Below are 14,821 nucleotides of genomic sequence, written 5' to 3'. Positions count from 1 at the left end.
TCACAGATTTAGGAAGAAGCCATGAAAATATTCATTATGCGTCATGGGGAAGCTGAGCATTATGCAGCAACTGACGCAGAGCGTGCGCTGACAGAGAGAGGGCGCAGTGCCTCCGCGGCAGTAGCCCGAGCATGCGCAGAGCAAGGTTATGCACAATTCGATAAAGTATTAGTTAGCCCTTACTTACGTGCTCAGCAAACTTGGCAAGAAATCTCACGCAGTTTTAGTGCGAAACAGATCCAAACATGCGAAGACATTACACCGTACGGTGAGTCCAACCAAGTGGCGGACTATGTAGTAGCGACAGCCGAGGTAGAGGAGCTAGCATCAATATTGTTGGTGTCACATTTACCGCTTGTTGGATATCTCACTGCAGAGTTGGTTCCGGATATGGTGCCTCCGATGTTTCCTACCTCAGGTATCGTGTGCGTGGACTATGACTTAGCAAAACGACGTGGTGAACTGCTTTTCAATATCCAACCTTAGGGCGTTCTCACGATTAATTGGGAAGCTCGCCAATTCAATGAGTTAGGGCTTCTATTACCATATCTTAATGTAGCCATAAAATTGACAGGACTTATGGACTGAAACTTGCATATCGGCCTAAGTCCTTTAATGTTTTGGTTAAATTATAGATTTCACCTATATGAAGTTTACGTTGCCGTTCGCGGATAAGTTACCTCCCATTCCTCAGAGAGCAATGCCAGCGGTAGGTGCGCCTATTATGGTATTGGCGACACTGGCGATGGTGGTATTACCGATACCTCCATTCCTGCTCGACTTATTCTTTACGTTCAATATCGCATTGGCGATGGTTGTCCTTCTCGTGACGGTCTATACCCGTAGGCCTTTAGACTTTGCGGCTTTTCCGACGGTACTGCTTATTGCAACTTTGTTACGTTTGGCGTTAAACGTTGCATCGACCCGTGTTGTACTGCTCTATGGTCATGAGGGAACGGGCGCAGCGGGTAGTGTGATTGAAGCTTTTGGTAGTGTCGTGATTGGTGGCAACTATGCCGTTGGTTTAGTCGTATTTCTTATCTTGATGATCATCAACTTTATGGTTGTGACGAAAGGTGCAGGTCGTATCTCTGAGGTGAGTGCTCGCTTTACCTTAGATGCCTTACCCGGTAAGCAGATGGCGATCGATGCCGACTTAAATGCGGGACTAATCGATCAAGATCAGGCAAGAACACGTCGTCAAGAAGTCACTAAAGAAGCCGATTTCTATGGCTCGATGGACGGTGCGTCAAAATTTGTTAAAGGTGATGCTATTGCCGGTATTTTGATTCTATTTATCAATATTATCGGTGGTTTGTCGATTGGTATGGCTCAGTATGGACTAGCGTTTGGCGAGGCTATCCAAATCTATACTTTGCTGACCATCGGTGATGGCCTAGTTGCTCAAATTCCATCTCTATTACTCTCGATTGGCGCGGCGATCATGGTCACTCGTCAGAACACTGACGAAGATATGGGCCAGCAAGTTGTCTTCCAAATGTTTGACAACCCTAAAGCTCTGATGATCACGGCAGGTATATTAGGAGTCATGGGGGTTGTGCCGGGCATGCCTCATTTTGCTTTCTTGTTACTGGCGATACTGGCTGGTGGCGGGGCGTACTGGATTCATCGTAAACAGAAGAAAGACGCTGAAAAGGCTAAATTACCAGCAACAACCGAACAGGATGCTCCAACGCCAAAAGAGCTATCGTGGGATGATGTACAACCTGTTGATGTTATTGGCTTGGAAGTCGGCTACCGTTTGATCCCGCTCGTCGACAAAGATCAAGGGGGAGAACTGTTAGAGCGAGTGAAGGGGGTGCGTAAAAAGCTCTCTCAAGACTTCGGTTTTCTCATTCCCGCAGTCCATATTCGTGACAACCTTGAGCTGACCCCAAACAGTTACCGAATTACTTTGATGGGGGTGGCTGTAGGTGAGGCAGAAATTCGTCCGGATATGGAGCTCGCCATTAACCCAGGGCAGGTGTATGGCATGGTGGAAGGTGAACCGACGATTGATCCTGCCTTTGGCCTTGAGGCGGTGTGGATCAAAGATGAGCAGCGTGAACATGCACAGGCGCTAGGTTATACCGTGGTCGATTCTTCAACAGTGCTTGCGACTCACCTTAGCCAATTACTGACCAATAATGCTTCAAACTTAATTGGCCATGAAGAAGTACAGAACTTGTTGGAAATGCTTGGGCGTAGTGCGCCTAAACTGGTCGAGAACTTTGTGCCGGATCAGCTTCAACTTGGTGTCGTCGTGAAAGTATTACAGAACTTGCTTAATGAAGCGGTACCTATCCGAGACATCCGAACTATCGTCCAAACCTTGGCTGAATATTCAAGTAAGAGTCAAGAACCTGACATACTAACTGCGGCAGTTCGAATCTCGTTGAAACGACTAATTGTTCAGGAAATCAATGGAATAGAGCCAGAGTTGCCAGTTATTACACTGATTCCGGAGCTGGAACAAATATTGCATCAAACAATGCAAGCATCTGGGGGAGAGTCTGCAGGCATCGAACCAGGTTTGGCAGAACGACTACAATCTTCTTTAACTCAGGCAACTCAAGAGCAAGAGTTGAAAGGAGAGCCAGCCGTCCTTCTGACCTCTGGCGTATTGCGTTCAACATTGGCTAAGTTTGTGAAGAACACAATTCCATCGTTACGCGTACTCTCTTATCAGGAAATCCCAGACGAGAAACAAATACGTATTGTTCAAGCTGTTGGTAACTAGCATTAATGCGTTAATAGACGGATATCTACTTTGAAGATTAAACGATTTTTTGCCAAAGACATGCGTACCGCGCTACTCCAAGTAAAAGGGGAGTTGGGCGATGATGCAGTAATCATGTCTAATAAAAAAGTCGCAGGTGGTGTAGAAATTGTTGCTGCGGTCGACAATGAGACGGCGGCAGCGCGCTCTAGCGCTAACTACAACTCCCAACCTCGCTACAACAATTCTCAAGCATCGGCAAACACGCAGAGTGCACCGACACCTAGGCAGCGTCAACTAGATGAAGACCGCGTAAGCCTGCAGACTAAAGCTGATTCAGGTCGTTCAATGACGAAGCGTTTTGCCAATATGCTCAAACAATACAGCAATGGTGTAGATGAAGCTGATGGCAGAGAGGCAGAAAGTGCTGACTCGCTCTCCGCATTGCTCAAACGCCAATCAGCAGCGCGCCATGAGCAAAATGGAGTTCAGTTAAAAGAAGACTCTCCACTCGCTCGTTTGATCGCTGAAGACCGAAATGCAGAGCGACCAGCGCCACGCCTCGATCCCTCTCGTTACGAGCGTAGCCGTGCAGAAGAGCAAAATGTACGTAATGAAGATCTCGAAGATATGCGCGAGGAGATGACTTCAATTCGTCGTTTGCTTGAACATCAAGTTTCAGGGTTAATGTGGCAAGAGGTCGAGCGCCGAGAGCCGTTGCGAGCCATGTTGATTAAGCGTCTTGAGCGCATGGGAGTGTCGGCTGAGCTTGCTGATCAGCTAGCTTGCTATATTCCAGAAGATACTCCTCCAACAAAAGCATGGAAAGCCTTACTAGGCTTGGTATCCGATCAGATTCCTATTTCTAAACAAGACATTCTTAAGCGTGGTGGCGTGGTTGCTCTTCTTGGACCAACTGGCGTTGGCAAAACCACAACGGTGGCTAAGCTTGCCGCAAGAGCGGCCATGGAGTTTGGTCCAGATAACGTTGCTCTAGTGACGACCGATACTTACCGTATTGGTGCCCATGAGCAATTAGCGATTTATGGACGCATTATGGGATGCGCTGTAAAAGTTGCTAAAGATTCCAAAGAGTTAGCCGATGTAATATATCAATTGAGAAATCGTCGCCTAATTCTGGTTGATACAGCAGGTATGGGGCAGAGAGATGTACGTCTGTCAGAGCAACTGGATACGCTTATGCACGAAAGTGGTGAAGTAATACACAGCTATCTCGTTCTACCTGCGACTGCACAGCGAAAAGTACTGCAGGAGACCATCGATCATTTCAAGAGGATCCCACTGTCGGGTTGTATCCTCACTAAATTGGATGAATCGCTAAGTCTTGGCGAGTTTGTGAGCGTCGTAGTACAAAACTCGTTACCTGTGGCTTATATCGCAAACGGACAGCGAGTCCCGGAAGATATAGTGATAGCGCAACCGAAATATATGGTTGCCAAGGCAAATGAATTGTTAGAGAAGTCGACAGATGACGAACCTCACTATTGGAATAGTGAATCAGACGGGTTCTAGGCGGCGGACGATTATGACTAAGAATATGATACAAGACCAAGCAAGCGGACTACGCCGCTTAACACAACCCTCACTCACCAAAGTCATTGCAGTGACTGGCGGTAAGGGGGGTGTGGGCAAATCAAATGTGACTTTAGGTCTCGCGATTTGTATGGCTCGTCAGGGCAAAAAGGTCATGGTACTTGATGCTGACCTTGGTTTGGCAAATGTTGATGTAATGCTGGGTATACGGACGAAGAAAAACCTTGGCCATGTATTAGCAGGCGAATGTGACCTACAAGATGCTATTGTTGAAGGACCGTACGGAATTAGAATTATTCCTGCGACGTCAGGGACGCAGTCCATGACGGAGCTGTCCCACGCACAACATGTCGGTTTAATTCGCGCTTTTGGCAGCTTAGAAGATGAGATGGACGTGCTACTCATTGATACTGCTGCTGGGATCTCAGATATGGTAGTGAGCTTTTCACGTGCGGCTCAGGATGTGGTAGTTGTGGTCTGTGATGAACCAACTTCTATCACTGATGCATATGCTCTGATCAAACTTTTGAGTAAAGAACACCAAGTTCAACGATTTAAAATTGTTGCTAATATGGTCAGAAGCTATCGTGAAGGGAGAGAATTGTTTGCAAAGTTGACCTTGGTCACAGAGCGATTCTTGAATGTTAGCATTGAGCTCGTAGCATGTATTCCATTGGATGATAAAGTTCGACAAGCTGTGAAAAAACAAAAGATTGTCGTGGATGCATTTCCTCGCTCGCCAGCGTCATTAGCCTTGGGTTCGTTAGCAAATAAAGCACTAACTTGGCCAATTCCTAAGACACCGAGTGGACATCTGGAGTTTTTTGTAGAACGCTTACTTCATAGAACAGAGATGTTAGAGGAACCATTTGGTGAATAAGGCATTGACCTATGACCAATACGCAAATCAAAACAGTCAGCGAGCATTTTTAGAGAAATACTCGGTGCTGGTGAAGCGGATTGCTCACCATTTACTCGGACGATTGCCGCCGAGTGTACAGGTCGAAGACCTTATTCAGGCTGGGATGATCGGCCTTTTAGAAGCCCAAAAAAACTACGATGGCAGTAAAGGAGCCAGCTTTGAAACCTATGCTGGTATTCGCATCCGTGGTGCTATGCTTGATGATATACGCCGCGGGGATTGGGTCCCTCGCTCTGTTCATAAAAACAGTCGAGAGATCAGTCAGGCCATTGCTCAATTGGAAGGGGAACTGAATCGAGACCCTACTGATGCTGAAGTGGCTAAGCACCTTGATATAAGCCTGACGCAGTACCACAGTGCATTAACTGACATTAACTGCTCTCGATTGATCGGTATTGACGATTTAGGTGTGTCAGAAGATGCGATTTCGCATGAAGATGCAGACGGAGAAAATATCCCGTTTCAGGGTGTCGCAGATGAATATTTTCGTACGGCACTTATAGAATCCATTAAATCACTTCCTGAAAGAGAAGCTCTAGTACTTTCGCTTTATTATGATGAAGAGTTAAACTTGAAGGAAATCGGCGAGGTTATTGGTGTTAGCGAGTCGCGCGTTAGCCAGATACTAAGCCAATCAATGCAGCGTCTACGCACTAAATTGAGTGTTTGGACAAATAATGACTAGAAATCACTGATATCGAACTCAGTGGAGGCAATTTTGAATAAAAACATGAAGATCCTTATTGTTGACGATTTTTCAACAATGCGCCGTATCGTTAAGAACTTACTTCGTGACTTAGGTTTCAATAATACTCAAGAAGCGGATGACGGCTTAACGGCGTTACCAATGCTAAAGAAGGGTGAGTTCGACTTTGTTGTGACAGACTGGAATATGCCAGGAATGCAAGGCATTGACCTTTTGAAGCATATTCGTGCCGACGATGAACTTAAACACTTACCTGTTCTGATGATCACGGCAGAAGCGAAGCGTGAACAGATCATCGAAGCTGCGCAAGCAGGTGTTAATGGTTACATTGTTAAGCCATTTACTGCAGCAACATTAAAAGAAAAATTAGATAAAATCTTTGAGCGTTTATAAGTCAAGGAATTGACGATAACGCGAAAGGCCAATTCAGAATGATTTCATTAGAACAGGCAAAGCACCTTGTAGAGTTGTTAGAAAACGACCAGCAGGAAGAAGCTGATAAACTTGTTAAAAATATACATGAAGGTTCAGCAAACCCTATGCTGCAAGAAATAGGCGAGCTGACTCGTGATCTCCATGAGTCTATCAAGCAATTTAGCCTTGATGAACGTATGAGTCAGATTGCCAATGACGAAATCCCAGATGCTCGGGATAGGCTTCAGTATGTGATTGACAAAACAGAAACAGCAGCGAACAAAACTATGGATGCTGTCGACCGTTGCATGCCAATAGCCGATAACCTCCATGAGGGCCTACTTCAGGTTCGACCTCAGTGGAATGAGCTCATGCATGGGCGTATAGAACTCAATGAATTTAAAGCGCTTTGCCACCGTATTGACGCCTTACTAGGTGAGGTTGAGGGCGATAGCTCTGAACTTAGAGGTCAACTGACCGAGATTCTAATGGCTCAGGATTTCCAAGACTTGACGGGTCAAATTATTAGCAGAGTGATTACTTTAGTTAATGAAGTTGAAGGCCGTTTGGTAGAAATACTGACAGCATTTGGTGCTAGCCAGCTAGAAGATGCTGCAAACAATAAGAACAATTCATCGATAGACCCAGAGGGACCGATTCTCAACCCTCATGAAAGGGAAGATGCGGTTTCATCACAAGACGAAGTCGACGACTTACTCTCGAGTCTTGGGTTTTAGAGGTAACTTATGAGCTATGAACTAGACGAAGACATTCTACAGGACTTTTTGGTCGAAGCCGGAGAAATCTTAGAGCTTCTTTCAGAGCAGTTGGTAGAGTTGGAAAATAACCCTGATGACAAAGACCTTTTAAATGCAATCTTTCGTGGTTTCCACACTGTCAAAGGCGGGGCTGGTTTCCTCTCATTAACCGAATTGGTAGATACTTGTCACGGTGCGGAGAACGTGTTCGATATTTTGCGCAATGGGCAACGTCAGGTATCTGCAAGTCTCATGGATACCATGTTGACAGCGTTAGACACTGTTAATGAACAGTTCCAAGCAGTACAAGACCGTGAGCCTTTGACTCCTGCCGACCAATCTCTGTTGGATGAATTACATCGCTTAAGTCAGCCTCAATCGGCGGATGAAGATGAATCAACAGGTGCCACAGCACCCGCTGAACCTGAGGTCGTAGAAGAACCTGTGGTTCCTCAGGAACCTGTTGTCACTGAGCCTGCTGCTGAAGAGCCAAGTTCTGAAACGGTCTCTGCAGGTTCTATTGATGAAATTACGCAAGATGAATTTGAAAAACTGTTAGACGAGCTACATGGTGAAGGCAGTGCGCCGGGAGCCGGAGCCGCTACAACCCCAGAAACCCCAGCCGCTCCATCAGCTCTCGATGGTGACATGAGCGGTGATATCACAGATGATGAGTTTGAAAAACTCTTAGATGAATTGCATGGAACCGGGAAAGCGCCAGGGGAAGGGGCAGCGGCTACCCCGACCGCTTCTACACCACCTCCAAGCAAACCTGAATCACCGGCTCCGGCATCTGGCGGTGACAGTGACCTCATGACGGATGCCGAATTTGAAAAGCTTCTTGATGATTTACATGGTTCAGGAAAAGGCCCTTCTGTTGAAGAGTTGGATGCGGCAACTAAACCTATAGCACAAAATACTACACCAGCTCCGGAGCCTGCTAAAACGGCTGCTGCTCCGAAAGCCAGCACACCTGCCGCTTCGGCGCCTAAACCTAAAGAGACAGCCGCGCCACCTGCCAAAAAAGAAGCCGCGCCGCCAGCAGCACAAGTCAAAAAGCCTCAAGCAGAAGCTACAGTGCGTGTTGACACTTCAACACTGGATACCATTATGAATATGGTGGGTGAGTTGGTTCTTGTCCGCAACCGACTGCTGAGTTTAGGCTTGAATAGTAACGATGAAGAAATGTCTAAAGCGGTTGCTAACCTAGATGTTGTTACTGCGGATCTACAAGGCGCAGTAATGAAGACTCGTATGCAGCCAATTAAGAAGGTATTTGGCCGCTTCCCTCGAGTGGTACGAGACCTCGCTCGGAGCTTGAAGAAAGATATTAATCTTGAGATGCGTGGCGAGGATACCGATCTGGATAAAAACTTGGTTGAAGCTCTTGCCGATCCACTGATTCACTTAGTGCGTAACTCTGTTGACCACGGTGTTGAAATGCCAGATGACCGCGTTAAAGCAGGCAAGCCAAGAACGGGTAAAGTTATTTTATCTGCTTCACAAGAAGGTGACCATATCGAACTTGCCATTGTGGATGACGGTGGCGGTATGGATCCTGATAAGCTTCGAGGCATTGCTGTTAAGCGCGGTATAATGGATGAAGATGCCGCATCGCGTTTGACCAACAAAGAGTGTTTTAACCTGATCTTTATGCCTGGCTTCTCTAGTAAAGAGCAGATTTCAGATATTTCTGGCCGTGGTGTTGGTATGGATGTGGTGAAAACAGCCATCAATACTTTGAATGGTTCCATTGATATTGACTCAGAAATGGGTAAAGGCACTAAAATTACGATCAAGGTTCCATTAACTTTAGCGATTTTACCAACCTTGATGGTAGGTGTTGCCGGACATCCATTCGCTCTACCGCTAGCAAGCGTTAATGAAATTTTCCACCTCGACTTGAGCCGTACTAACGTTGTTGATGGGCAGTTGACCATTATCGTTCGTGAGAAATCAATCCCGTTATTTTACCTTCAAAACTGGCTTGCCCCACAAGCTGGAGACGTAGAGCTTCGTAAAGGGCATGGTCATGTTGTTATCGTCCAGATTGGCAGTCAGCGCGTAGGTTTTGTTGTGGATACCTTGATTGGGCAAGAAGAAGTGGTCATTAAACCACTTGATAGTATGCTCCAAGGCACGCCAGGAATGGCGGGTGCGACAATTACCAGTGATGGACATATCGCGCTTATTCTGGATGTACCGGATTTGCTCAAGCAGTATGCAGCTGCTTCTCGAATCTAAGTCGTAGAACTAAAAAGGATAGCTATGGCGATTAAAGTTTTAGTAGTAGATGATTCGAGTTTTTTTCGTCGCCGAGTCAGTGAAATAATCAACTCTGAACCTCGCCTTGAGGTTATGGATGTGGCGACTAATGGCAAGGAAGCCGTTGAAAAAGCAGTCAGACTGAAGCCAGATGTCATTACGATGGACATTGAAATGCCAGTAATGGACGGAATCACCGCCGTCCGTGAAATTATGGCCAAAAGCCCAGTGCCAATTTTAATGTTCTCCTCGCTCACACATGATGGTGCAAAGGCGACACTGGATGCCCTCGATGCCGGAGCACTGGATTTTTTACCGAAGAAATTTGAGGATATTGCGCGCAATCGTGATGAAGCGGTGTCTTTGTTGCAGCAACGAGTTATTCAAATCTCTTCTCGCCGTACATTTATGCGCCGCCCTGCGGCAAAACCTGCATCAACGCCTAGTCCGGCTACGAGGTCAGCAACTACGACAACTGCGACTCAACGTGCGACTCGTCCAGTTACGTCATCTGCAGCGAAACCAGCGGCTTCCGCGAGATTTAAGTCGAGTGGTAAGAAGTATCAGCTCACTGCTATTGGTACTTCAACTGGCGGTCCCGTTGCTTTGCAGAAGATTTTGACTAAATTACCAGCAAACTATCCTCACCCTATTGTGTTAATCCAGCATATGCCAGCGACGTTTACTGCTGCCTTTGCGAGTCGCCTGAATTCTTTATGTAAAATTCAAGTGAAAGAAGCAGAAGATGGAGATGCACTGAAACCAGGAGTGGCTTATTTGGCTCCGGGTGGTAAGCAGATGATGATCGATGGTCGTCCGGGCTCAGCTAAGTTGCGCATTATTGATGGTGGTGAGCGTATGAATTACAAGCCGTGTGTGGATGTGACATTTGGTAGTGCGGCAAAAATATACTCAGATCAAGTACTTTCTATGGTTCTGACAGGTATGGGAGCGGATGGGCGTGAAGGCGCTCGTATGCTTAAGAGTGCTGGCTCGACCATCTGGGCACAGGATGAAGAAAGCTGTGTTGTATATGGCATGCCACAAGCGGTTGCTAAAGCTGGTATTTCCACAGAAGACCTACCATTAGACCGTATCGCAGAGCGTATGCTGGTCGAAGTTGGTTTGTCGTAGGAGTAGTAGCGCATGATTGTTTGGAGTATCGCAAACCAAAAAGGAGGCGTAGGCAAGACAACGACTACGATTACTCTGGCTGGTTTGTTGAGCAAACAAGGTAAAAGGGTACTACTTGTTGACACGGACCCCCATGCTTCTTTGACGACGTATTTGGGGTACGACTCTGATGGTGTTCCAGCAAGCTTGTTCGATCTCTTTCAATTAAAGGAATTCAACGAGCAAAGTGTCTTGCCGCTGGTGATGAAATCTGACATTGAAGGTATTGATATCATTCCTGCACACATGTCACTCGCAACTCTGGACCGAGTGATGGGGAATCGCAGTGGCATGGGGCTCATTCTAAAGCGAGCGATGATGGCAATAAAAGACCATTATGATTACGTTTTAATAGATTGCCCGCCGATACTTGGCGTTATGATGGTGAATGCACTAGCGGCAAGTAATCGAATCCTCATCCCTGTTCAAACTGAATTTTTGGCGATGAAAGGTCTTGAGCGGATGGTTCGTACGCTCGCGATTATGCAGAAATCACGCAATAAAGCGTTTAATGTCACCATTGTTCCAACCATGTATGACAAGCGTACAAGGGCGTCATTACAAACTTTACAGCAATTAAAGAAGGATTATCCTGACCAAGTATGGTCTTCTGCAGTGCCAATCGATACTAAATTTAGAGATGCCAGTTTAAAACATCTCCCAGTTTCACACTTTGCTTCTGGTAGCAGGGGTGTTTTTGCTTACAAACAGCTGTTGATCTACTTAGAGAGGTTAGCGGTGAATGAGTAGCGATACTTTACTATCAAGTGAACAGGCGCTGGATGAATATTTTTCTGCGCTACTTGATGAAACGGTTGAATCTGAAGAGTTTCTAGAAGAGACAGTCAGTGCTCAGGATTACTTGCCAGAGCCAGAGCCAGAGCCAGAGCCAGAGCCAGAGCCAGAGCCAGAGCTAGAACCTGTCATGCAATCGGTAGAAGAAAAGAGTTACTACTCGGCACTCACAGCAGAAGTAGAAGTGCCAAATTTGGATGATGTGGAGAGATTGCTAGAGCAATTAGAGTCTACCAATCCGGTTGCAGAGCTTCAGCTTGAAGAAGTGATGGAGCAAAATACGGTTCAGATTGCTGAAGCGAAAGTGGCGATAGAAGAGATTCAGGAATGGGACGTTGAAACTCCTGATGTAGCCGAAGTTATTACTGAACCAGATATTTCAGTAGAAGTAGAAACAGAGCTTGAATCTGAGCCTGAAATCATCACCGAAAATGCAGAGCAAGTAGAAGTTCAGCCTGAAACACAGACTGGTGATAGTGGTCTAGGCACTTGGCATTCTACGGAGCGTGATATTGAGTTTCAGGTTCTCTACTTTGATGTCAATGGTGTTACGTTTGCAGTGCCATTGGATGAACTCGGTGGTATTCACCGAATTGCCGAGTTAAATCACTTAATAGGTCGCCCTGATTGGTACTTAGGTTTGCAAACCAGTCGTGAAGCTCAACTTGATGTGGTTGATACAGCGAAGTGGGTCATGGCGGAAAAACTGTCTGATGAAACCTACAAAGATGACTATCAATACATTGTGATGCTGGATGAAAGTATGTGGGGTCTTGCTTCTACACAGTTAATGGGCACAGAATCACTGAATCCAGAGAAAGTGCGTTGGCGTAAAACAGCAGGGAAACGCCCTTGGCTCGCAGGTATGGTTAAAGAAAAAATGTGTGCTTTGATCCATGTTGAAGCATTGATAGCTATGCTTAATGCAGGACTTGATGTAAAAGCCTTAGATAAATAAAACATTTATGCCGATTTAGGCTTAGAGAGGAATAGGTATGTCTCAAACTAATGAAGTCGAAGTAAGAAAAGATCAGTCCAATGACGAAGTACTTCAGTGGGTGACGTTCCAGCTTGAAGAAGAAACTTACGGCATCAACGTAATGCAGGTACGTGAAGTGCTTCGCTATACAGAGATTGCCCCTGTACCAGGAGCGCCTGATTACGTTCTGGGTATTATCAATCTACGTGGTAATGTTGTCACGGTGATTGATACTCGTTCACGCTTCGGTTTGATGGAAGGTGAGATCACCGATAACACGCGTATTATCGTGATTGAATCAGAACACCAAGTCATTGGCATTCTTGTCGATAGCGTTGCTGAAGTGGTTTACTTACGCTCTTCTGAAATCGATACCACACCAAGCGTTGGTACGGATGAGAGTGCTAAGTTTATCCAAGGTGTGAGCAACCGCGATGGTAAGCTACTGATTCTTGTTGATCTGAACAAACTTCTCACCGATGAAGAATGGGATGAGATGGCACACCTGTAATGGATGCAGTTGTATTTGCAAATGCTCCTGTGATTGCGGGAGTTGCTGCACTGGTTGTACTGTTGGTTATATTAGCTCTTTTTCGAATTAAGAAAGGGCAGCGCTCGATGGCTGATCATTGGCGGCAACAAAATAGACACTTGGATAAAGAGTTACAGAAAGCGAACAAGCAGTTGCTTGAAGTACGCTCAGTGGTTGTTGGGCTTGGTCAGCGTGTCAGTGAACAGCAAGATATCATACAGCATCTGAACGAAAGAATATCAGAACTAGAACAAGAAGATGGTGATGGACGTCTGTACTCCAGAGCGACAAAAATGGTTCAGTTGGGGGCAGATGTCAATGAGCTGATTGAAGAATGCGAATTACCAAAAGCTGAAGCTGAACTGATGTTGTCTCTGCAGAAGAAAATTGCAGGTAAAGAGAAAGTCCCGCCTTTGCGCGCTAGCGATGAACACAAAAAATCAGCTGTTCGGCGAAAAAGTGCCAGAAAGTAATAACAGGAAGGATGCCAGCGGCATCCTTTTTTGTTTTAAATGTAACCATTTAGTGGTAGTTGAAATGAACCATGGTAGATTATTAACATAATCTTACCGAGTTTCGTGATTCGCGTGGGGCTAATTCTATTTTGTGTGAGAGTGGCTGTGGTACTATACCCACACAAAATTTATGTAGTGAATATCCATGTTAGAAGTATCTCAGCTGACCGCCATCAGGGATGAAAGAGTTCTCTTTGAATCCCTCTCTTTTGTTATTAATTCCGGTGAGTTAGTCCAGATTGAAGGTCGCAATGGTACAGGCAAAACGACACTGTTGAGAATCGTTACTGGGCTTGGCGAACGAGATGATGGTGAGATATTTTGGAATGGTGAAAACATCGAATCCAATAGAGATGGTTACCATCAAGACTTGCTGTTTCTAGGCCATCAAACAGGCGTAAAACGTGAGCTGACTGCCTACGAAAACTTAAGATTCTACCTCAATGTACATACTCGTAAACGCGTAGACAAAGAGACCATTTTTAATGCCCTTGTTAAAGTAGGGCTAGCGGGGCGTGAAGATGTGCCTGTTGCGCAGTTATCGGCTGGTCAACAACGTAGGGTTGCGCTGGCACGTTTGTGGCTGAGTGAGCACAAACTCTGGATTTTAGATGAGCCTTTAACGGCGATCGATAAGCAAGGAGTTAAAGTTCTAGAGTCACTCTTTCTCAGTCATGCTGAAAATGGGGGCATTGTGATACTGACGACGCATCAGGACATGTTTGCTGATAATCCAAAATTAAGAAAAATAAAGCTGGGTGAGTAGTCATGTTTGCAACGATGAGTAGTATTATTCGACGAGAACTGCTGATTGCATTTCGCCGTCAAGCAGACATTTTCAACCCTCTGTGGTTTTTTATTATCGTCATCACGCTATTCCCGCTGAGTATAGGGCCTGAACCTAACCTCTTGGCTCGTATTGCCGCGGGTATCGTTTGGGTGGCAGCTCTTCTTTCGGCATTATTATCTCTTGAAAGATTATTTAGAGATGACTTTCAAGATGGAGCTTTGGAACAAATGATGCTAATGCCTGTCCCATTGCCTGTCGTGGTGATTTCAAAAGTGATTGCACACTGGGTGTTGACTGGGTTGCCACTGATTTTAATTAGCCCCTTATTGGCCATTTTGCTTTCCCTAGATATGAACTCGTGGCTGGCTGTTGTCACCACCCTGCTGATTGGTACACCTACGTTAAGTTTCATTGGTGCTATCGGGGTGGCATTAACGGTTGGTTTACAAAAAGGTGGTGTGCTACTGAGTTTGCTTGTGTTGCCTTTGTATATACCAATATTGATTTTCGCGACATCAGCGATTGATGCAGCATCACTGGGAATGGCATACAACGGCCAATTGGCCATACTTGGCGCCATGTTTATGGGCGCAATGACCTTGACGCCATTTGCTATTAGTGCGGCTTTGCGTGTAAGTGTAAATTAATTGTTTTCGATCAAGCACGAAAAATTCCCTTTATATAAATTACAAAACTAAT

The 14,821-nt window shown here is 45.7% G+C and carries 15 protein-coding genes; all 15 read left to right on the top strand.

Translation table 11 applies throughout. From position 1 onward, the window contains the following. Positions 1 to 21 precede the first annotated feature (21 nt). The 15 genes from sixA to ccmB all read left to right on the top strand — a co-directional run bounded on the left by sixA (position 22) and on the right by ccmB (position 14,769). A complete protein-coding gene (gene sixA, locus L1D31_RS09760) occupies positions 22 to 486 on the top strand; it encodes a phosphohistidine phosphatase SixA (RefSeq protein WP_239836876.1) in 465 nt (154 codons plus the stop codon). A gap of 160 nt (positions 487 to 646) precedes the next feature. Next, on the top strand, positions 647 to 2,740 hold the full coding sequence (flhA, locus tag L1D31_RS09755) for a flagellar biosynthesis protein FlhA (RefSeq protein WP_239836875.1): 2,094 nt from the start codon (positions 647 to 649) through the stop codon (positions 2,738 to 2,740). A gap of 30 nt (positions 2,741 to 2,770) precedes the next feature. After that, on the top strand, positions 2,771 to 4,252 hold the full coding sequence (gene flhF, locus L1D31_RS09750; RefSeq protein ID WP_239836874.1) for a flagellar biosynthesis protein FlhF: 1,482 nt from the start codon (positions 2,771 to 2,773) through the stop codon (positions 4,250 to 4,252). A gap of 13 nt (positions 4,253 to 4,265) precedes the next feature. Next, the gene (locus tag L1D31_RS09745; RefSeq protein ID WP_239836873.1) at positions 4,266 to 5,153 is read left to right on the top strand and encodes a MinD/ParA family protein; all 888 of its coding nucleotides are present in this window, start codon (positions 4,266 to 4,268) and stop codon (positions 5,151 to 5,153) included. Then, the gene (locus tag L1D31_RS09740) at positions 5,146 to 5,880 is read left to right on the top strand and encodes an RNA polymerase sigma factor FliA (protein ID WP_239836872.1); all 735 of its coding nucleotides are present in this window, start codon (positions 5,146 to 5,148) and stop codon (positions 5,878 to 5,880) included. Before L1D31_RS09745 ends, L1D31_RS09740 begins: the two co-directional genes overlap by 8 nt. 45 nt (positions 5,881 to 5,925) lie before the next feature. Beyond that, positions 5,926 to 6,294: a chemotaxis response regulator CheY gene (gene cheY / locus L1D31_RS09735; RefSeq protein ID WP_006879571.1), complete on the top strand. Its 369-nt coding sequence runs from the start codon at positions 5,926 to 5,928 to the stop codon at positions 6,292 to 6,294. Between the two features lie 38 nt (positions 6,295 to 6,332). Continuing rightward, positions 6,333 to 7,052 carry a protein phosphatase CheZ gene (locus L1D31_RS09730; RefSeq protein WP_239836871.1) on the top strand — a complete coding sequence of 240 codons (720 nt, stop codon included), beginning with the start codon at positions 6,333 to 6,335 and terminating at the stop codon, positions 7,050 to 7,052. 9 nt (positions 7,053 to 7,061) lie between these two features. Then, a complete protein-coding gene (locus tag L1D31_RS09725; RefSeq protein ID WP_239836870.1) occupies positions 7,062 to 9,317 on the top strand; it encodes a chemotaxis protein CheA in 2,256 nt (751 codons plus the stop codon). Positions 9,318 to 9,341: 24 nt separating this feature from the next. Then, on the top strand, positions 9,342 to 10,472 hold the full coding sequence (locus L1D31_RS09720; RefSeq protein ID WP_239836869.1) for a chemotaxis response regulator protein-glutamate methylesterase: 1,131 nt from the start codon (positions 9,342 to 9,344) through the stop codon (positions 10,470 to 10,472). Positions 10,473 to 10,484: 12 nt separating this feature from the next. Further along, on the top strand, positions 10,485 to 11,261 hold the full coding sequence (locus tag L1D31_RS09715; RefSeq protein ID WP_239836868.1) for a ParA family protein: 777 nt from the start codon (positions 10,485 to 10,487) through the stop codon (positions 11,259 to 11,261). Beyond that, entirely contained in the window at positions 11,254 to 12,264 is a 1,011-nt protein-coding gene (locus tag L1D31_RS09710) for a chemotaxis protein CheW (RefSeq protein ID WP_239836867.1), read from the top strand. Before L1D31_RS09715 ends, L1D31_RS09710 begins: the two co-directional genes overlap by 8 nt. Before the next feature lie 37 nt (positions 12,265 to 12,301). Continuing rightward, positions 12,302 to 12,796 carry a chemotaxis protein CheW gene (locus L1D31_RS09705; protein WP_006959436.1) on the top strand — a complete coding sequence of 165 codons (495 nt, stop codon included), beginning with the start codon at positions 12,302 to 12,304 and terminating at the stop codon, positions 12,794 to 12,796. Next, positions 12,796 to 13,290: a DUF2802 domain-containing protein gene (locus L1D31_RS09700; protein WP_239836866.1), complete on the top strand. Its 495-nt coding sequence runs from the start codon at positions 12,796 to 12,798 to the stop codon at positions 13,288 to 13,290. The genes L1D31_RS09705 and L1D31_RS09700 overlap by 1 nt, the downstream gene beginning before the upstream one ends. 187 nt (positions 13,291 to 13,477) lie before the next feature. Then, on the top strand, positions 13,478 to 14,098 hold the full coding sequence (gene ccmA / locus L1D31_RS09695) for a cytochrome c biogenesis heme-transporting ATPase CcmA (RefSeq protein ID WP_239836865.1): 621 nt from the start codon (positions 13,478 to 13,480) through the stop codon (positions 14,096 to 14,098). 2 nt (positions 14,099 to 14,100) lie between these two features. After that, the gene (gene ccmB / locus L1D31_RS09690; protein WP_239836864.1) at positions 14,101 to 14,769 is read left to right on the top strand and encodes a heme exporter protein CcmB; all 669 of its coding nucleotides are present in this window, start codon (positions 14,101 to 14,103) and stop codon (positions 14,767 to 14,769) included. Positions 14,770 to 14,821 lie beyond the last annotated feature (52 nt).

The sequence above is a fragment of the Vibrio sp. Isolate23 genome (genome assembly GCF_022398095.1).
In the GTDB taxonomy this organism is placed as follows: Bacteria; Pseudomonadota; Gammaproteobacteria; order Enterobacterales; family Vibrionaceae; genus Vibrio; species Vibrio coralliilyticus_A.
This window is presented reverse-complemented; position numbering and strand designations above follow the sequence as displayed.